Origin of the sequence: Streptomyces griseosporeus, assembly GCF_014656055.1 — a bacterium.
In the GTDB taxonomy this organism is placed as follows: domain Bacteria; phylum Actinomycetota; class Actinomycetes; order Streptomycetales; family Streptomycetaceae; genus Streptomyces; species Streptomyces griseosporeus.
In genome coordinates this window covers 996,954-1,015,439 of sequence record NZ_BNBR01000002.1, presented here as the reverse complement: position 1 = coordinate 1,015,439, position 18,486 = coordinate 996,954, and the positions used below count along the sequence as shown (strand labels likewise).

15 protein-coding genes are annotated in these 18,486 nt (G+C 72.3%); 6 read left to right on the top strand and 9 right to left on the bottom strand.

The features are described 5' to 3' along the window. Positions 1-73 precede the first annotated feature (73 nt). Positions 74-1,030: a DUF6397 family protein gene (locus tag IE308_RS13640; protein ID WP_190218094.1), complete on the top strand. Its 957-nt coding sequence runs from the start codon at positions 74-76 to the stop codon at positions 1,028-1,030. Position 1,031: 1 nt separating this feature from the next. On the opposite strand, the gene IE308_RS13635 is transcribed toward IE308_RS13640, so the two are convergent. After that, complete coding sequence (locus IE308_RS13635; protein ID WP_190218093.1) at positions 1,032-1,898, bottom strand: acyl-CoA thioesterase; 867 nt, start codon at positions 1,896-1,898, stop codon at positions 1,032-1,034. Between the two features lie 19 nt (positions 1,899-1,917). Further along, positions 1,918-4,431, bottom strand: a complete 2,514-nt coding sequence (locus tag IE308_RS13630) for a DEAD/DEAH box helicase (RefSeq protein ID WP_190218092.1) — start codon at positions 4,429-4,431, stop codon at positions 1,918-1,920. A 145-nt stretch (positions 4,432-4,576) separates the two neighbouring features. Here IE308_RS13630 and IE308_RS13625 point away from each other — a divergent pair, with 145 nt between their 5' ends. Further along, positions 4,577-5,371 (top strand): metal-dependent hydrolase, encoded by a 795-nt coding sequence (locus IE308_RS13625; RefSeq protein ID WP_110626637.1) that lies wholly within the window; start codon positions 4,577-4,579, stop codon positions 5,369-5,371. On the opposite strand, the gene IE308_RS13620 is transcribed toward IE308_RS13625, so the two are convergent. From IE308_RS13620 to IE308_RS13605, 4 genes are all read right to left on the bottom strand, one after another. Next, entirely contained in the window at positions 5,362-5,634 is a 273-nt protein-coding gene (locus tag IE308_RS13620) for a type B 50S ribosomal protein L31 (RefSeq protein WP_110626636.1), read from the bottom strand. The two genes, IE308_RS13625 and IE308_RS13620, sit on opposite strands and share 10 nt — an antisense overlap. A 48-nt stretch (positions 5,635-5,682) precedes the next feature. Next, positions 5,683-6,159, bottom strand: coding sequence for a DUF5709 domain-containing protein (locus IE308_RS13615; RefSeq protein WP_110626635.1), 477 nt, complete (start codon positions 6,157-6,159; stop codon positions 5,683-5,685). Between the two features lie 270 nt (positions 6,160-6,429). After that, a complete protein-coding gene (locus IE308_RS13610) occupies positions 6,430-8,211 on the bottom strand; it encodes an ABC transporter ATP-binding protein (RefSeq protein WP_190218091.1) in 1,782 nt (593 codons plus the stop codon). Continuing rightward, positions 8,208-10,037 (bottom strand): ABC transporter transmembrane domain-containing protein, encoded by a 1,830-nt coding sequence (locus IE308_RS13605; protein ID WP_190218090.1) that lies wholly within the window; start codon positions 10,035-10,037, stop codon positions 8,208-8,210. The genes IE308_RS13610 and IE308_RS13605 overlap by 4 nt, the downstream gene beginning before the upstream one ends. A 258-nt stretch (positions 10,038-10,295) precedes the next feature. On the opposite strand from IE308_RS13605, the gene IE308_RS13600 reads away from it, so the two are divergent. Together IE308_RS13600 and IE308_RS13595 are read left to right on the top strand one after the other, a co-directional pair. Next, the gene (locus IE308_RS13600; protein ID WP_190218089.1) at positions 10,296-11,045 is read left to right on the top strand and encodes a L,D-transpeptidase family protein; all 750 of its coding nucleotides are present in this window, start codon (positions 10,296-10,298) and stop codon (positions 11,043-11,045) included. 85 nt (positions 11,046-11,130) lie between these two features. Then, entirely contained in the window at positions 11,131-12,738 is a 1,608-nt protein-coding gene (locus tag IE308_RS13595) for a peptide-N4-asparagine amidase (RefSeq protein WP_308440102.1), read from the top strand. 53 nt (positions 12,739-12,791) lie between these two features. On the opposite strand, the gene IE308_RS13590 is transcribed toward IE308_RS13595, so the two are convergent. Continuing rightward, the gene (locus IE308_RS13590) at positions 12,792-13,247 is read right to left on the bottom strand and encodes a MarR family winged helix-turn-helix transcriptional regulator (RefSeq protein WP_190218088.1); all 456 of its coding nucleotides are present in this window, start codon (positions 13,245-13,247) and stop codon (positions 12,792-12,794) included. 118 nt (positions 13,248-13,365) lie between these two features. Between IE308_RS13590 and IE308_RS13585 the strand changes: the two genes are divergently transcribed. Both IE308_RS13585 and mltG read left to right on the top strand, forming a co-directional pair. Continuing rightward, on the top strand, positions 13,366-15,225 hold the full coding sequence (locus tag IE308_RS13585; protein ID WP_190218087.1) for an ABC transporter ATP-binding protein: 1,860 nt from the start codon (positions 13,366-13,368) through the stop codon (positions 15,223-15,225). 62 nt (positions 15,226-15,287) lie between these two features. Continuing rightward, positions 15,288-16,139, top strand: a complete 852-nt coding sequence (gene mltG, locus IE308_RS13580; protein WP_110626628.1) for an endolytic transglycosylase MltG — start codon at positions 15,288-15,290, stop codon at positions 16,137-16,139. 24 nt (positions 16,140-16,163) lie between these two features. Here the strand turns inward: mltG and IE308_RS13575 are convergent, their stop codons facing one another. Both IE308_RS13575 and IE308_RS13570 read right to left on the bottom strand, forming a co-directional pair. Further along, the gene (locus IE308_RS13575; RefSeq protein ID WP_190218086.1) at positions 16,164-17,240 is read right to left on the bottom strand and encodes an NAD(P)-binding domain-containing protein; all 1,077 of its coding nucleotides are present in this window, start codon (positions 17,238-17,240) and stop codon (positions 16,164-16,166) included. A gap of 67 nt (positions 17,241-17,307) precedes the next feature. Further along, positions 17,308-18,486 carry an LLM class flavin-dependent oxidoreductase gene (locus tag IE308_RS13570; protein ID WP_190218085.1) on the bottom strand — a complete coding sequence of 393 codons (1,179 nt, stop codon included), beginning with the start codon at positions 18,484-18,486 and terminating at the stop codon, positions 17,308-17,310.

Genomic DNA, 18,486 nt, shown 5'->3' with positions numbered 1-18,486 from the left:
CGCGGTCGCGGCTACGGTGGTGTCACGGCGAAGGCACCAGGCCTCGCCGCCGACTCCACGGGGGAGATCGACCATGCCCGGCAGCACTCTGACCACAGCACACCAGACTTCTTGCACGCCCGGCCGCGCCGCCCGGGAACTGGGCCTCAAGCGCAGCGAGTTCGACCTCGCCGTGCACCTCGGGCGGATCCGCACGGTGCCGGACGAAGGAGGCGGGGGACATCGCGTCCCGCTCACCGAGCTTGAACGGCTGCGTGGGCAGGCCGGTTTCCCCGACGCCCTTCGGGAGGCCGTCAGGACCGTCGGCACCACGGAGGGCGCAGCTCTGATGGAGGTGCCGCCCACCAGGTTCACCCGACTGGCCAAGCTGGGCCTGCTGATCCCCGTCCGCTTCTACCTCAACCGCTACCGCACCGTGGTCTGGATGTACCTGGCCGACGAGCTGCGGCAGTTCGCCGCGGACGAGACCAACGCCCCGCTGCTGACCGGCCGCACGCCCCCGCACCTGCGCGCACAACTGGGGGACGGCGCCGATCTGCGGGCCCGCAACTGGCGCGGACGCCATCTGGGCTTCCTGCTACGGCAGGCCGACGGGCCGTGGCAGCGGGCCGGGGCGGTGGCCGCGCTGCTCGACCCCGCACAGATCGCGGAACTCGTCCCCGACCCCTACGAGCGCGCCCACCTCAACCGCTTCCGCCCCGGCCCGCCGGCGCACGGCGCTCCCGGCTCACCCGCGGCGGACCTGGCCGCACGGATCATGACGGCGGACGACCCGGACGAGATCGGCTGGCTCCGGGCCGACCTGGCGCAGGCCATCGTCGAGGCCCGCGAGCACCGTCCGGCACCACGGCCCGCGGCGCACCGCACGGCGGCCACGCCCGAGCCGCCCCACGACAGGCCTATTCCGCACAACGCCGGACCCGTACCGGCACGCCATGAGCCGCAGGAGCCCCAGGAGCGGCACGACCGGCCGGAGCGGTCCCGCGGGCTGCTGGGCTGGCTGCGGCGCAGAGACGTACGGGGCGTCTGACCTACAGAGCCCGGAACAGGCCCTCCTGGACGACGGACACCAGCATCCGCCCCTGAAGGTCGTAGATCCGCCCGCGGGCCAAGCCCCGCCCGCCGGTGGCGATCGGCGACTCCTGGTCGTACAGGAACCACTCGTCGGCACGGAACGGACGGTGGAACCACATGGCATGGTCCAGCGACGCCATGTCGAAGTTCCGCGGACCCCACAGCGGTTCCACCGGCAGACGCACCGCGTCCAGCAGGGTCATGTCACTGGCGTAGGTCAACGCGCAGGTGTGCACCATCGGGTCGTCACCGAGCGGCCCGACGGCGCGCATCCACACCGCGCTGCGCGGCTCGGCGTCCTTGACGTCCTCGTCGGTCCAGCGCAGCCGGTCCACGTAGCGGATGTCGAAGGGCTGACGGCGCGCCATCCGCTCCAACTGCTTGGGCAGCGCGCCCAGGTGTTCCCGGATCTCCTGTGTGACCGTCGGCAGGGACTCCGGGTCGGGGACCTTGCGGGCCGGCGGCAGCTGGTGCTCGAACGGCCCTTCCTCAGGCTTGTGAAAGGAGGCGGTGAGATTGAAGATCGTGCGGCCCTGCTGCACGGCGGTGACCCGGCGCGTGGTGAACGACCGCCCGTCCCGCACGCGCTCCACCTGGTACACGATCGGCACTCCCGGCCGGCCCGGCCGCAGGAAGTACGCGTGCAGCGAGTGCACCGGCCGGTCGCCGTCCGTGGTGCGTCCCGCGGCGACCAGCGCCTGGCCCGCGACCTGGCCGCCGAAGACCCGTTGCAGGGACTCCTCGGGACTGCGGCCCCGGAAGATGTTGACTTCGATCTGCTCCAGGTCCAGCAGGGCGACAAGGCTCTCGGCCGGATTCGTCATGGGTGCGTCTCTCCTGTGCTCACAGCTGGCCGACGGAGGTGACCCGGACGACCGCACGGCCCTCCGCGTCCGAGGCGTCCAGGTCGATCTCCGCGCTGACGCCCCAGTCGTGGTCGCCGTTCGGGTCGTCGAAGATCTGCCGGACCCGCCACAGCCGGTTCTGCGGCTCCTCCTCGATGACCAGCAGCTTGGGGCCACGGGCGTTCGGACCGGTGCCGAGGTCGTCGTACTCGTCCCAGTACTTGTCCATGGCCTCGCCCCAGGCCTCCGCGTCCCAGCCGGACTCGGCGTCCATCGCGCCCAGCTCCTCCACCTGGTCGAGGGCGGCCAATTCGACCCGCCGGAACATCGCGTTGCGCACAAGGACACGGAAGGCGCGCGCGTTGGTGGTGACCGGCTTGACCTCGTCGGCCTTTTCCTGGGCCTCCTCGGCGGTCATCTCCTCCGGGTTGGCCAGCTGCTCCCACTCGTCCAGCAGGCTGGAGTCGACCTGGCGGACCATCTCGCCGAGCCACTCGATCAGGTCCTGCAGGTCCTCGGACTTCAGGTCGTCCGGGATGTTGTGGTCCAGGGCCTTGTAGGCGCTGGCGAGGTAGCGCAGCACGATGCCCTCGGTGCGGGCCAGCTCGTAGTAGGAGACCAGCTCGGTGAAGGACATGGCCCGCTCGTACATGTCGCGGATCACGGACTTCGGGGAGAGCGGATGGTCGCCGACCCAGGGGTGGCTCTTGCGGTACGTGTTGTAGGCGTGGAAGAGCAGCTCCTCCAGCGGCTTCGGGTAGGTGATGTCCTGGAGGCGCTCCATGCGCTCCTCGTACTCGACGCCGTCGGCCTTCATCGCGGCCACGGCCTCACCGCGCGCCTTGTTCTGCTGGGCGGCGAGGATCTGGCGCGGGTCGTCGAGCGTGGACTCGACCACGGACACCATGTCCAGGGCGTAGGAGGGCGACTCCGGGTCGAGCAGTTCGAAGGCGGCCAGCGCGAACGTGGACAGCGGCTGGTTCAGGGCGAAGTCCTGCTGGAGGTCGACGGTGAGGCGGACGATGCGGCCCTCGGCGTCCGGCTTGTCGAGCTTCTCGACGATGCCGCCGTCCAGCAGCGAGCGGTAGATCGCGATGGCCCGGCGGATGTGCCGCAGCTGCTGCTTGCGCGGCTCATGGTTGTCCTCCAGCAGGTGGCGCATCGCCTTGAAGGCGTTGCCGGGCCGGGCGATGACCGACAGCAGCATGGTGTGCGTGACGCGGAAGCGGGAGGTCAGCGGCTCAGGCTCCGACTCGATCAGCTTCTCGAAGGTGTTCTCCGTCCAGCCCACGAAGCCTTCCGGCGCCTTCTTGCGGACCACCTTGCGGCGCTTCTTCGGGTCGTCGCCCGCCTTGGCGAGCGCCTTCTCGTTCTCGATGACGTGTTCCGGCGCCTGCGCGACGACGTAGCCCGCCGTGTCGAACCCGGCCCGGCCCGCGCGGCCCGCGATCTGGTGGAACTCCCGCGCCCGCAGGGTGCGCACCCGGTTCCCGTCGTACTTGGTCAGCGCGGTGAACAGCACGGTGCGGATGGGGACGTTGACGCCGACGCCGAGCGTGTCGGTGCCGCAGATGACCTTCAGCAGACCGGCCTGCGCCAGCTTCTCCACCAGCCGCCGGTACTTGGGCAGCATGCCGGCGTGGTGCACGCCGATTCCGTGGCGGACGTAACGGGAGAGGTTGCGGCCGAACTTGGTGGTGAAGCGGAAGTTGCCGATCAGCTCGGCGATCCGCTCCTTCTCCTCCTTCGAGCACATGTTGATGCTCATCAGCGCCTGCGCCCGCTCGACGGCCTGCGCCTGGGTGAAGTGCACGATGTACACCGGGGCCTGCTTGGTCTCCAGCAGGTCGGTGAGGGTCTCGGTGAGCGGCGTGTACCGGTACGCGTAGGACAGCGGGACGGGACGGGTCGCCGAGCGGACCACCGCGGTCGGCCGCCCCGTGCGGCGGGTGAGGTCCTTCTCGAAGAAGGACACGTCGCCGAGCGTGGCCGACATCAGCACGAACTGCGCCTGCGGCAGCTCCAGCAGCGGGATCTGCCAGGCCCAGCCGCGGTCCGGCTCCGCGTAGAAGTGGAACTCGTCCATGACGACCTGGCCGATGTCCGCGTGCTTGCCGTCCCGCAGCGCGATCGACGCGAGCACCTCGGCGGTGCAGCAGATGACCGGGGCGTCGGCGTTGACGGAGGCGTCGCCCGTCAGCATGCCCACGTTCTCCGTGCCGAACAGCTTGCACAGCTCGAAGAACTTCTCCGACACCAGCGCCTTGATCGGCGCCGTGTAGAAGGTGACCTCGTCCCGGGCCAGCGCCGCGAAGTGCGCACCGGCCGCGATCATGCTCTTGCCGGAGCCCGTCGGGGTGGAGACGATCACGTTCGCACCGGAGACCACCTCGATCAGCGCCTCCTCCTGGTGGGGGTAGAGCGTGAGACCGCGCTCCTGGGCCCAGGACTCGAAGGCTTCGTAGAGGGCGTCGGGGTCGGCGGTCGGCGGCAGCTGATCGATGAGGGTCACGACCCCATCTTGCCTGCCCGCCGGCCCGATGCGGGAATCGGATGCCCGGGCGAAGATCATGGCCGCTACGCTGTGTCGCCGACGGAGCGTCAACGCACCACGTCAACTGGACAGCGGCACACGAGGAACAGGGCGGGCGACGGCCATGATGGGACCAGCACACTCACTGTCGGGGGCCGCGGCCTGGCTGGGCGTCGGCGCCGCGGCCGCCGCGGCCGGTCACCCGATGCCCTGGCCGGTGCTGCTGACGGGCGCGCTGATCTGCGCCGGCGCCGCGCTCGCCCCCGATCTCGACCACAAGGCGGCCACCATCTCCCGGGCCTTCGGCCCCCTGTCACGGTGGCTGTGCGAGATCGTCGACAAGCTGTCGTACGCGGTCTACAAGGCGACGCGGAAGCAGGGCGACGCACGCCGCTCCGGCGGGCACCGCACGCTGACCCACACCTGGCTGTGGGCGGTGCTGATCGGGGCGGGCACCTCGGCGCTGGCGATCACCGGGGGCCGCTGGGCCGTGCTGGCGATCCTGTTCGTGCACATGGTGCTGGCGATCGAAGGCCTGCTGTGGCGTGCGGCTCGCGGCTCCAGCAGCGATGTCCTGGTGTGGCTGCTGGCCGCGACGAGTGCCTGGATCCTCGCGGGGGTGCTGGACAAGCCGGGCAACGGCGCGGACTGGCTGTTCACCGACCCCGGCCAGGAGTACCTGTGGCTGGGCCTGCCGATCGTGCTGGGGGCGCTGGTGCACGACATCGGGGACGCGCTGACCGTCTCCGGCTGCCCGATCCTGTGGCCGATCCCGCTGGGCCGCAAGCGCTGGTACCCGCTGGGCCCGCCGAAGGCGATGCGGTTCCGGGCCGGCAGCTGGGTCGAGCTGAAGGTGCTCATGCCGGCGTTCATGCTGCTCGGCGGGTTCGGCGGAGCGGCGGCGCTCGGCTACATCTGAGCAGCGCCGCCCTGTCCCTGCTCCCCGCCGTAGCGCCGCTCGAACCGGGCGATGCGGCCCTCGGTGTCCACGGTGCGCGCCTTGCCGGTGTAGAAGGGGTGGCTCTCGGAGGAGATCTCCACGTCGACGACCGGGTAGGTCTCGCCGTCGTCCCACTCGATGGTCTCGCTGCTGTCGGCGGTGGAGCGGGTGAGGAAGGCGTAGCCGGCGGCGCGGTCGCGGAAGACGACCGGGTGGTAGTCGGGGTGCTTGTCCTGCTGCATGAGGGCTCCTTGCGCGGGGCGGGGGACAGGCGGGCGACGGGTCCGGCGTCAGCCGGAGAGGGCGTCCTCGTCGACGATGTGCATCGCGGCCTCCTCGGCGGAGGCGGCGGCGCCGTCGATGCCCACGTCCCGGGCGACCAGGGCGGCCTCCTCGTCCTCGTGCGCGCCCTCGTCGGGGGCGACCAGCCGGCCGGAGCGCAGGGCGCCGACCTCGTTGTCCAGCGGCTCGCCGTCGGTGTCCTGGGCGTCGCCGATGCCGTCGCCGTCGGGTCCGAGGGAGTCGGGGGTCTCCTCGGCCAGGCGCTGGTCCAGCGTCTCGCCCCGCAGCCGCTCCGCGGCCGTCACACCGATGTGCTCCACGGCCAGGGCGCGCTCGGGCGGGGACCAGCCGCGGTCCAGGGGATCGTCGACGCCGTCGTACTCCAGGGTGTCCTCCGCGTCGAGCACCCCGGTGTCCTCCCTCTGCTCGGATGCGTCGGGCTGGTAGACGTCGTCTCCCCATCCGGATCCGTCGGCGTTGTTCACGGGTACCTCCAGGGGGTGGGGACGGGCCCGTTGTCACCGCGGACGGCGGCGGGCCGCCGCTGCACGAGGCACAGGCGTCACCTGTCACCGAACCGCGCGGTGCACGGGTGCTCCCCGAGCCGGTGCCTTCCCCCAGACTTCCACCCCGGTTCGGGACCGCGCAACGGCACGGGGACCGGCCGGGGGCGCGGAGCCCCGCCGGGCCACCGGGCCGCTCCGGCCGGCGAGCACGGCCCACCCGTGCACTCACCCGTGCGCCGGCCCCTGCGCTCACCCGTGCCAGGAGCGCCACAGCGCCGCATACGCGCCGTCGGCGGCGACCAGGTCGTCGTGGCTGCCCAGCTCGCTGATCCGGCCGTTCTCCACGACGGCGATGACATCGGCGTCATGGGCGGTGTGCAGCCGGTGGGCGATGGCGACGACCGTGCGGCCGTCCAGGACGCGGGAGAGGGACCGCTCAAGGTGGCGTGCCGCGCGGGGGTCGAGCAGCGAGGTCGCCTCGTCCAGCACCAGCGTGTGCGGGTCGGCGAGCACCAGCCGCGCGAGAGCGATCTGCTGGGCCTGCGCCGGGGTCAGCGCGAGGCCGCCGGAGCCGACCTCGGTGTCCAGGCCGCCGTCCAGCGCACGCGCCCAGCCGTCGGCGTCGACCGCGCCCAGGGCCGCCCACAGCTCGGCGTCCGCCGCGTCGGTGCGGGCCAGCAGCAGGTTGTCGCGCAGGGAGCCCACGAAGACGTGGTGCTCCTGGTTGACCAGGGCCACATGGGAGCGCACCTGCTCGGCGGGCATCCGGGACAGCTCGGCGCCGCCGAGGGTGACCCGGCCGGTGCGCGGCCCGTAGATGCCGGCGAGCAGCCGGCCCAGCGTGGACTTGCCGGCACCGGACGGGCCGACCAGGGCGAGCCGGGTGCCGGGCGCGACCTTCAGGGAGACCTGGCGCAGGACGTCCACGCCCTCGCGGTAGCCGAAGTGCACCTGGTCGGCCAGCACCTCCCGCCCGGCCGGGGCCAGCGAGGCGTCCCCGGTGTCCGGCTCGATGTCGCGGACCCCGACCAGACGGGCCAGCGACACCTGCGCGACCTGCAGCTCGTCGTACCAGCGCAGGATGAGGTTGACCGGGTCGACCAGCATCTGGGCGATCAGCGCCGCCGTCGTCAGCTGGCCGACGCCGATCCAGCCATGCAGTACGAACACCCCGCCGATCATCAGCACCGAGCCGAGCACGATCACGTGCACGGCGTTGATCACCGGGAAGAGCACCGAGCGCAGCCAGAGGGTGTACCTCTCCCACGCGGTCCACTGCCGGATCCGGCGCTCGGACAGCTCGATACGGCGGTCGCCCAGGCGGTGCGCCTCGACGGTGCGCCCGGCGTCCACAGTCTCGGCGAGGGCGGCGGCGACCGCGGCGTACCCCGCGGCCTCCGAGCGGTAGGCGGAGGGCGCCCGGCGGAAGTACCAGCGGTAGCCGATCACCAGCACGGGCAGCGCCAGCAGTACGGCCGGGGCAAGCGGCGGCGCGGTGACGACGAGTCCGCCGAGCAGCAGCAGCGTCCACAGCACGCCGATCGTCAGCTGCGGCACGGCCTCGCGCATCGCGTTGGCCAGCCGGTCGATGTCCGTGGTGATGCGCGAGAGCAGGTCGCCCGTGCCCGCCCGTTCCAGGACGCCCGGCGGCAGCCCGACCGACCGGACGAGGAAGTCCTCCCGCAGGTCGGCCAGCATCCGCTCGCCGAGCATCGCGCCGCGCAGCCGCACCTGCCGCACGAAGACGGCCTGGACGACCAGGGCCAGGACGAACAGCGCGGCGGTGCGGGCCAGCGGCAGCTCGCGGGCGTTGTCCGACACCCGCTCGACGAGGTCGCCCAGCAGCCACGGGCCGACCATCGAGGCGACCACGGCGACCGTGTTGACGGCCAGGAGCAGCAGGAAGGCACGGCGGTGCCGGCGGAGCAGTTCGGTCACGTAGGCGCGTACGGTGGCCGGGGCGCCGACGGGCAGCGTGCTCGCCGCCGTCGGGGCGGCCGGGTCGTACGCCGGTGGCGCCACGCCGATCATGCGGTCTCCTCGATCTCTTCCAGTTCCTCTGCCAGTTCGCCGATCTCCTTGAGGCCGACGAGCTCGTCCCGCGCCTGTTCCGCGTCCGTCTCCCGGGTCACCACCGCCCGGTACCGGGGTTCGGTGTCGAGCAGTTCCCGGTGGACGCCGACCGCCGCGACCTCGCCCTCGTGGACGAGGACCACGCGGTCGGCGCGGTCCAGCAGCAGCGGCGAGGAGGTGAACACGACGGTGGTCCGCCCGTGCCGCAGCCGGCGCAGGCCCTCGGCGATGCGGGCCTCGGTGTGCGAGTCGACCGCCGAGGTCGGTTCGTCGAGGACGAGCACCTCAGGGTCGGTCAGCAGCGACCGGGCGAGCGCGAGGCGCTGGCGCTGGCCGCCGGAGAGGGAGCGCCCGCGCTCGGTGATGTGGGCGTCCAGCGGGTCCGCCGAACCGAGTGAGCCCTGTACGAGCGTCTCCAGGACGTCGTCGCACTGGGCCGCGGCCAGGGCCTCGGCCGCGTCGACGGCACCCGAGGCGGGCACGTCCAGCAGGTCACGCAGCGAACCGGACAGCAGCACCGGGTCCTTGTCCTGCACCAGGACGGCCGTCCGGGCGGCGTCCAGTGGGAGTTCGTCGAGGGCGACACCGCCGAGCAGTACCGACGGGCCGCCTTCCGAGGCGTGGCCGCCGAGCCGTTCCGCGAGCCGCCCCGCCGCGTCGGGGTCACCGCACACCACCGCGGTGAGCAACCCCTCGGGCACGAGCAGACCGGTGGCCGGGTCGTACAGGTCACCGGACGGCACCGCGCCGATCTCCGCGCCCTCGCCCGGCGTCCCGGCCGGGTCGGTCGCCCGTTCCAGCGACAGCACCCGTGCGGCCCGCTTGGCCGACGGGCGGGAGAAGGAGTACGCCATGGCGATCTCCTGGAAGTGCCACAGGGGGTAGTTCAGCACCATGACGGAGCTGTACACGGTGACGAGTTCGCCGACGGTGATCCGGCCCTCGCGGGCCAGATGGACGCCGTACCAGACCACGGCGATGAGCAGCAGCCCCGGCAGCAGGACCTGGAGCGCGGCGATCAGCGCCCACATTCCGGCACTGCGAACGGCGGCCCGGCGGACCTCCTGGGAGGCGTGGCGGTACCGGTCGAGGAAGAGTTCCTCGCCGCCGATGCCGCGCAGCACCCGCAGTCCGGCCACGGTGTCGGAGGCCAGTTCGGTGGCCCGGCCGGCCTTCTCGCGTTGTACGTCGGCGCGTCGGGTGGCGCGCGGCAGCAACGGCAGCGCCGCGAGCGCCACCACGGGCAGGCCGACGGCGACGACCACGCCGAGCGCCGGCTGGTAGACGACGAGGCCGACGCAGACCACGACGACGGTCAGCGCGGCGGCGGTGAACCGGGAGATCGCCTCGACGAACCAGCCGATCTTCTCGACGTCGCCGGTGGAGACGGCGACCACCTCGCCCGCCGCGACCCGCCGGGTCAGCGCGGAGCCCAGCCGGGCCGCCTTGCGGGCGAGGAGTTGCTGGACCCGGGCGGCCGCCGTGATCCAGTTGGTGACCGCGGTCCGGTGCAGGAAGGTGTCGCCGAGGGCGGTCGCCGTTCCGCACAGGGCGAGCAGTCCGCCGGCGACGGCGAGCCGCTGGCCGGAGCGGTCGACGACGGCCTGGACGGCGTAGCCGACGCAGAAGGGCAGCGCGGCGACCGCCACGAAGTGCAGCAGTCCCCAGGCCAGCGCCTTGAGCTGGCCACCCAGCTGGTTCCGGCCGAGCCACCACAGGAATCGGGGCCCCGAGCGCGCGTCGGGCACACCCGGGTCGGGATACGGAAGGTCTTGGATCTGCATGACGTCCCAGTGACTCGTGTCGGGGGTTCGGTCGGGAGGTGCGGTGGGCAGCAGACAGCGGCGGCACGAGGCCGCAAGCGACAACAAACCGTGAAAGGTTGACGCCGGTGCGTGGTCGAAATCAAACGGTTTTCCACGCGGACGCACACCGCGAGCACCGCCCGGCCGGCCCCGCCCCCGGTCGGCCCCGCGCACGCCCCGGCACCCGACCCCGCCCCCGCCCCCGTCGCGGTTGCGCGCCGGTGCCATCATGGACCGATGCGAAACGGCGGTGTACGGCGCGCGATGGGCGCTGCGGCGGCCTGCGGGTTGCTCATGGGCGCCCTGGCGGCGTGCAGTGGTGGGGACACGAAGGGCCAGGGCGGCGACGGAGGAGCGGCCTCGGGCGCTCCGGCTCCGCGGCCCAGGGCCGACGCGAGCGAGGACCCGACCCGGATCCCCGGTGTCGGCGACCGCCTCCAGGGGCGCATCCCCGCCGACTCCGGCCAGGTCGTGGCGGTCTACGGCGAGGGCAGGGACTCCGCGGACGCCACGCTGGTGCTCTACACCAAGCACGGCTCCGCCTGGGAGCGCACGCGCAGTTGGCCGGCCCACAACGGCAAGAAGGGCTGGGCGCTCGACCACCACGAGGGCGACAACCGCAGCCCCGTGGGCGTGTTCACGCTGAGCGACGCGGGCGGGGTGCTCAAGGACCCAGGGGCGAAACTGCCGTACACCGAGTCGGGGTCCTTCGCCGCCCCGCGGTCCTGGGCGCACACGCACTGGCACGACTTCGACTACGTCATCGCCATCGACTACAACCGCGTCAAGGGCACCCCGCCCAACGACCCGACCCGCCCGCAGGGACAGACCAAAGGCGGCAGCATCTGGATCCACATGGACCACGGCAGCGGCACCTCGGCCTGTGTCAGCGTCTCCAAGCCGGCCATGGAGTATTTGCTGCGCACCCTCGACCCGGGCGAGCACCCGGTCGTGGTGATGGGGGACAAGGCCGACCTCCAGGCGTAGACCGGGCGGAGGTGGACGGCCGGTCGGGGGCGGCCGGCCGGAGGCCTCATTGCGGGCGGGGCCGACTCCCCGTAGAACACCGGCCATGAGAAGTCGGATCATCATGTCCATGCTCGCCGGAGCGACCCTCCTGGCGGGCGCCCTCTTCGGCACGGCGACCCCGGCGGCGGCCGAATCCGCCGACGTGCCCGCCGAGTTCGGCAGTGACTGGCACGACCCGCTCACCGCCGCGCCGCCCGTCACCCGGCCGCACAGCAGATCCTGCCAGGTCACCCTGGCCGAGGCGCAGTTCCGCGACTTCACGCCGTACCGCGGGGCGTACGCCCCGCCCGAGGGCTGCGGAGACCGCTGGAGCAAGGTCGTGCTGCGGCTCGACGGCAAGGTCAAGGGACGTCAGTTCGACCGCCTGGGATACGTGCACGTCGGTGGCGTCGAGATCCTGCGCACCTCGACCCCCGAGCCCTCGCCCGACGGCATCGCCTGGTCCGTCGAGAAGGACGTCACGCGCTACAGCGACACCTTCCGTCGGCGCCAGGACGTCGAGATGCTCATCGGCAAGGTCGTCGACGACACCTACACGGGCGTCATCGACGTCAAGGTCACCCTCACCTTCTACACGGGAGCACCGGCGGCCACCCCCGACCGTGTCCTGACCGTCGGCACCGGCACCGACGCCACGCTCACCACGCCCCGCAACAGCGAGCGGATCGTCGCCGAGGTGTACGCCACCGGATCGGGCGGCGGCTGCGAGGAGTACTGGTATCTGACCGTTCCCGACGCGGCGCCGTACTCCTGCAAGGCGAGCGGTGGCCCCTACCGCGAAGTGCAGATCAGCGTGGACGGACAACTGGCCGGAATCGCCGCGCCGTTCCCGACCGTGTGGACGGGAGGCTGGTCCAACCCCTTCCTCTGGTACGTCGTTCCGGGGCCGCGCGCCTTCGACATCCAACCGATCACCTACGACCTGACGCCCTTCGCCGGCATCCTGAACGACGGCCGCCCGCACCGTGTCGAGGTGGCGGTCGTAGGTGTGCCCGCCGGGCAGACCGGATGGAGCACCCCGGTCAACGTGCTGGTCTGGCAGGACGCGCAGAAGGCCCACGTCGGCGGCGGGCTCACCGTCCACCAGGCCGGCGCTCCGGTCAACTCCCCGGTCTACACGCCCGGTTCCGAGCACCGGCTGCGCACCGAGGGCGCTCACCGGCTCACCGTCGCCGGGTACGTCGACACCTCGCACGGCCGGGTCACCACCACCGTGACCCGCAGCCTGGCCCACACCTCCACGCACCGCTGGACCGATGGCGAGAGCGTCGACGGGCTGGACGCGGTGTGGACGGACGACGAGTCGGTCACCGTCGACGGTGCCGGACCGGCCCGGACCACCCGCACCCACCGCACGTACACCATGAACGGCACGACGACCCTCGGCGCGGACGACCGGCTGCGCACCGTCCTGACCCTGGGCGACCGGGCCGCCGTCACCGAGACACGCGGCGGCCGCCGTACGGGATGGTCCCGGCTGGACGACACCTACACGGGGGACGCCGCATACACCGTGAACGTGCCGCGGGACCAGCGTCACGCGGTCGGCACGACGCACGAGCGCTACCGGCTGTACGGCTCCCGCGGCTGCTACGACCGTGCGCTCACCACGGTGCAGGGGGTGCTGACCGAGGACCGCAGCGGCTGCTGAGCGGAGCCGGGACCGCCGTCCTCATTCCTGAGCGGAACCGGCGCCGGAAGGATTCAGCAGCGCTGTTCCGCCACCGGAGTCCCGTCGATCAGCGTGTCCAGCAGGCCGCCGAAGACCTTCCGCTGCTCCTCGGTCAGGGGGGCGAGGATCTCCTCGGCGGCCGAGCGGCGGGCGTCCCGCAGTTCCCGCAGGGTGCTGCGGCCGTCGTCGGTGAGCTCGATCCGGATCACCCGGCGGTTGGTCGGGTCGGGCGCCCGCCGCACCTTTCCGCTCGCCTCCAGCCCGTCCACCAGCGTGGTCACCGCCCTCGGCACGACCTCCAGCCGCTCGGCCAGGTCGGCCATCCGCGGCGGCGCGCTGTAGTGCGCGAGGGTGCGCAGCAGCCGGGACTGCGCCGGGGTGACGCCCAGGTCGCGCTGGAGCAGATGGCGCTTCTGGATGCGGTGGACCCGGCGGGTGAAGCGCAGGAGCTGCTCGGCGAGCAGGCCGTCGGGATCGGGGGTGTTCATGCGGGAACAATATCAGGACGCCGTTCATTGTGAGTATAGGTAACAATGAGCTATGGTCCGTACGCCGGTGGCGCCCCGCGCCCCGCCGGTTCCCGTCTCTCACCTCCCGTAGGAGCCCATGCATCCCGATCGTGAAGCCTCCTGGACCCCGCCCGCCGACGCGGCGGACCAGCCCCGGCAGGTCCGCCGGATCGTCGCCCTCTTCCGTCCCTACCGCGGCCGGCTGGCCGTCGTCGGTCTCCTCGTCGGCGCCTCGTCGCTGGTCTCCGTCGCCACGCCGTTCCTGCTGAAGGAGACCCTGGACGTCGCCATCCCCGAGGGCCGGACCGGGCTGCTCGGCCTGCTCGCCCTCGGCATGATCCTCAGCGCCGTCCTCACCAGCGTCTTCGGCGTGCTGCAGACGCTGATCTCCACCACCGTCGGCCAGCGCGTCATGCACGACCTGCGCACCGCGGTCTACGGCCGCCTCCAGCGCATGTCGCTCGCGTTCTTCACGCGCACGCGTACCGGCGAGGTGCAGTCCCGCATCGCCAACGACATCGGCGGCATGCAGGCCACCGTCACCTCCACCGCCACCTCGCTGGTCTCCAACTTCACCAGCGTCGTCGCCACCGTCGTCGCCATGATCGCCCTGGACTGGCGGCTGACCGTCGTCTCGTTGCTCCTGCTGCCGGTCTTCGTCTGGATCAGCCGCCGGGTGGGCAACGAACGCAAGAAGATCACCACCCAGCGCCAGAAGCAGATGGCCGCCATGGCCGCCACGGTCACCGAGTCGCTGTCGGTCAGCGGCATCCTGCTGGGCCGCACGATGGGCCGCTCCGACTCGCTCACCCGGTCCTTCGCCGACGAGTCCGAGCGCCTGGTCGACCTGGAGGTCCGCGCCAACATGGCGGGCCGCTGGCGCATGGCCGTCATCACGATCGTCATGGCCGCGATGCCCGCCGTCATCTACTGGACGGCCGGCATGGCCCTCCAGCTCGGCGGCCCGGACGTCTCCATCGGCACGATCGTCGCCTTCGTCTCCCTCCAGCAGGGACTGTTCCGCCCGACCGTCAGCCTGCTGTCGACGGGCGTGCAGATCCAGACCTCGCTCGCGCTGTTCCAGCGCATCTTCGAGTATCTCGACCTGCCGATCGACATCACCGAGCGGGAGAACCCGGTCCACCTGGACCAGATCAAGGGCGAGGTCCGCTTCGAGGACGTCACCTTCCACTACGACGCGGCGGCCGACGGCGGCGAGGGTACCGAGGCCGGCGAGGGCGCCGAGGGCAAGGCGGACCGGGGGCGCCCCATCCTCGACGGCGTGGACATCACCGTCCCCGCCGGCAACAGCCTCGCGGTCGTCGGCCCGACCGGCGCGGGCAAGTCCACGCTCGGCTACCTGGTGCCGCGGCTGTACGACGTGACGGGCGGCCGGGTCACCCTGGACGGCGTCGACGTGCGCGACCTGGACTTCGACACGCTGGCCCGCGCGGTGGGCGTCGTCTCGCAGGAGACGTACCTCTTCCACGCCTCGGTCGCCGACAACCTCCGCTTCGCCAAGCCCGACGCCACCGACGAGGAACTGCACGCCGCCGCGCGGGCGGCGCAGATCCACGACCACATCGCCGCCCTGCCCGACGGGTACGACACCGTCGTCGGCGAGCGCGGCCACCGCTTCTCCGGGGGCGAGAAGCAGCGCCTGGCCATCGCCCGCACCATCCTGCGGGACCCGCCCGTGCTCATCCTCGACGAGGCGACCAGCGCCCTGGACACGCGGACCGAGGCCGCCGTGCAGCAGGCCATCGACGCCCTGTCGGCCAACCGGACGACGCTCACCATCGCCCACCGGCTGTCCACCGTCCGCGGTGCCGACCAGATCGTGGTCCTGGACCAGGGGCGGGTGGCCGAGCGTGGCACGCACGAGGAACTGCTGGAGCTCGACGGACGGTACGCGGCTCTGGTCCGCAGGGATGCCCGGCTGGAGCCGACAAGATGAACATATGCCGAGTCATGCCGGGTTTGTGACGTTATGTGAGAAAGGGGCGTTACCGTGCCCGCATGCACACGAACACTCCGCCACGGAGCACGATTCGACTGACGCGCCGGGGCCGTATCGTCCTCATCGCGACCGGAGCGGTCGTGGCCGGCACCGCCGTGGCGGTGCCGCTGCTGACCCTGGACAGCGGTGAGAGCACCAAGCCCGCCTCTCTGGTGATCCCCGAGGGCTGGCGGTCCGGCCAGGTGTACGCGGCCGTGGACAAGGCCCTGGAGCTGCCCGCGGGGACGGCCAGGAAGTCACTGGCCAAGGCCAGGCTGAAGCTGCCGAACGACGCCGAGGGCAACCCGGAGGGGTACCTCTTCCCGGCGACATATCCGCTCACCGACAAGTCGACACCGGAGCAGCTGCTGTCGGCCATGGTCGACACGGCGAACAAGAAGTTCAACGGCGCTCCCATCGCGGCCGGGGCGCAGCGCAACGCCATGAACGTCTACCAGGCCGTCACCATTGCCAGCATCGTCCAGGCCGAGGCCGCGACCAAGGCCGACATGGGCAAGGTGGCCCGGGTCGTCTTCAACCGGCTGGAGCGCGGCATGCCGCTGCAGATGGACTCCACCCTCAACTACGCCCTGAACCGTTCCACACTGCGGACGACGGAGAGCGACACCCGGATCCAGAGTCCCTACAACTCCTACCAGCGGATGGGCCTTCCGCCCACGCCGATCGGCAATCCGGGCGAGGACGCGATGCGCGCCGCGATCAATCCGACGCCGGGCGACTGGCTGTACTTCGTCACCGTCAAACCCGGCGACACCCGCTTCACCGCCGACTACGCCGAACATCAGCGCAATGTCGCCGAGTTCAACAGGGCCCAGCAGTCCCGGCCCGGCGGCAGGCAGACGGCCGGCTGACGGGCGGATGTCCGCAGGCGGGCGTCAGGCGGCGACCGGTTCCGTCAGTTCGCCGGCCAGCAGCCGCCGGATGTCCCGTACGGCCGCGCGGCCGGCCCGGTTGGCGCCGACGGTGCTGGCGGAGGGGCCGTAACCGACGAGGTGGACGCGCGGGTCGGCCACCGCGCGCGTGCCCTCGACGCGGATGCCGCCGCCCGGCTCGCGCAGGCGCAGCGGCGCGAGGTGGTCCAGGGCGGCCCGGAACCCGGTCGCCCACAGGATGACGTCCGCCTCGACGTGCCGTCCGTCGTCCCAGGCGACGCCGTCCGGCGTGATCCGGTCGAACATGGGCTGCCGGTCCAAGACGCCGTCCTGGAGGCCCCGGCGGATCGCGTCGTTGAGCGGCAGCCCGGTCACCGACACGACACTGCGCGGCGGCAGCCCCTGCCGGACCCGTTCCTCCACGAGTGCCACCGCCGACCGTCCCGCGTCCTCGTCGAACGGGCCCTCGCGGAAGACGGGCGGGCGCCGGGTGACCCAGGTGGTGGCGGCCGCGTACGGGGCGATCTCCAGCAGATGCTGGGTGCCGGACGCGCCGCCGCCCACGACGACCACCCGCTGCCCGGCGAACGCCTCGGGCCCGGGGTACTGCGCGGTGTGCAGCTGCCGCCCTTGGAAGGTCTCCTGACCCGGGTAGCGCGGCCAGAAGGGCCGGTCCCAGGTGCCGGTGGCGTTGATCAGCGCGCGCGTCGACCACACGCCGTCCGAGGTCTCCACGAGCAGCCGGGCGTCCGGCCCCTCGCGCACCGCCCGCACGTCCACCGGCCGTCGTACCCGCAGGTCGAAGGTCCGCTCGTACCGGTCGAAGTACGCGCTGATCACCTCCGACGACGGGCGCGAGGGGTCGGCGTCGGTGAGTTCCATGCCCGGCAGCGCGTGCATCCCGTGGACCTTGCCGTACGTCAGCGACGGCCACCGGAACTGCCAGGCGCCGCCCGGCCCGGGGGAGTGGTCGAGGACGACGAAGCCGCTGCCCGGCTCGAACCCGCTGCGCCGCAGGTGATAGGCGCTGGACAGGCCGGCCTGGCCGGCGCCTATGACGACTGCCTCGGTGTTGTTCACGTTTCTACTAACGGCGTGGGGGCGATGGATCTTCCCGCCGTACCGCCCCCCTCCGAGGCGGGCGAGATCAGCGCCCGCCGCCCGCCACCAGCAGCGGGGCCGCGGGTGGTGTCCCGACCGCCGCCCCGGCCCCGGGCGCAGCGGCGGCCGGTGCGAGCAGCCCGCGTGCCGCCAGCTCCGGGATCACCCCCTCCCCGAACCAGTAGGCCTCCTCAAGGTGCGGATAGCCGGACAGGACGAAGTGCTCCACGCCCAGCGCGTGGTACTCCTCGATCCGGTCCGCGACCTCCGCATGGCTTCCCACCAGCGCCGTACCCGCGCCCCCGCGGACCAGCCCGACGCCCGCCCACAGGTTCGGATGGATCTCCAGGTCGGCCCGCGAGCCGCCGTGCAGGGCCAGCATCCGCTGCTGCCCCACCGACTCGCTGCGCCCCAGCGCCGCCTGCGCCGCCGCGACGGTGTCCGCGTCCAGGTCGTCGAGCAGCCGGTGAGCGACCGCCCAGGCCTCGGCGGACGAGTCGCGGGAGATGGTGTGCAGCCGGATCCCGAAGCGGACGGTCCGCCCCTCGCGCTCGGCCAGCCCGCGGATCCAGTCGATCTTCTCCCGCACCTGGGCGGGAGGCTCGCCCCAGGTCAGATAGACGTCCGCGTGCCGCGCCGCGACCGGCCCGGCGGCGGCCGACGAACCGCCGAAGAACAGCGGCGGCAGCGGATCCGGCGGCAGGGCGGTCAGCCCGCCCTCGACCTGGTAGTGGGCGCCGTCGAAGTCGTACGGCGTGCCCCGCCAGACCCCGCGGACGACCGACAGGAACTCGTCGGTACGGGCGTACCGCTGGTCGTGGTCGAGCCGGTCGCCGAAACGCCGCTGCTCGGCGGAGTCGCCGCCGGTGACGACGTTGAGCAGCAGCCGCCCCCGGGTGACCCGCTGGTAGGTGGCCGCCATCTGCGCGGCCAGGGTCGGCGAGAGCAGCCCCGGCCGGAACGCGACGAGGAACTTCAGCCGCTCGGTGTGCTGCGCGAGCGCCACCGTCGTCAGCCAGGCGTCCTCGCACCAGGTGCCGGTCGGCGTGAGCACGGCCTCGAAGCCCAGATGCTCGGCGGCCTTGGCGATCTGGGCCAGGTAGGCGAGGTCGGGCGCGCGGACCCCGCCGACGGTGCGACGGTCGCCGGGGCCGTACGCGTGCCGGTCGACGAGGGTACGGCCGTCCCCGCCCGTCGGCAGGAACCAGTGCAGGCGGACGGTCAT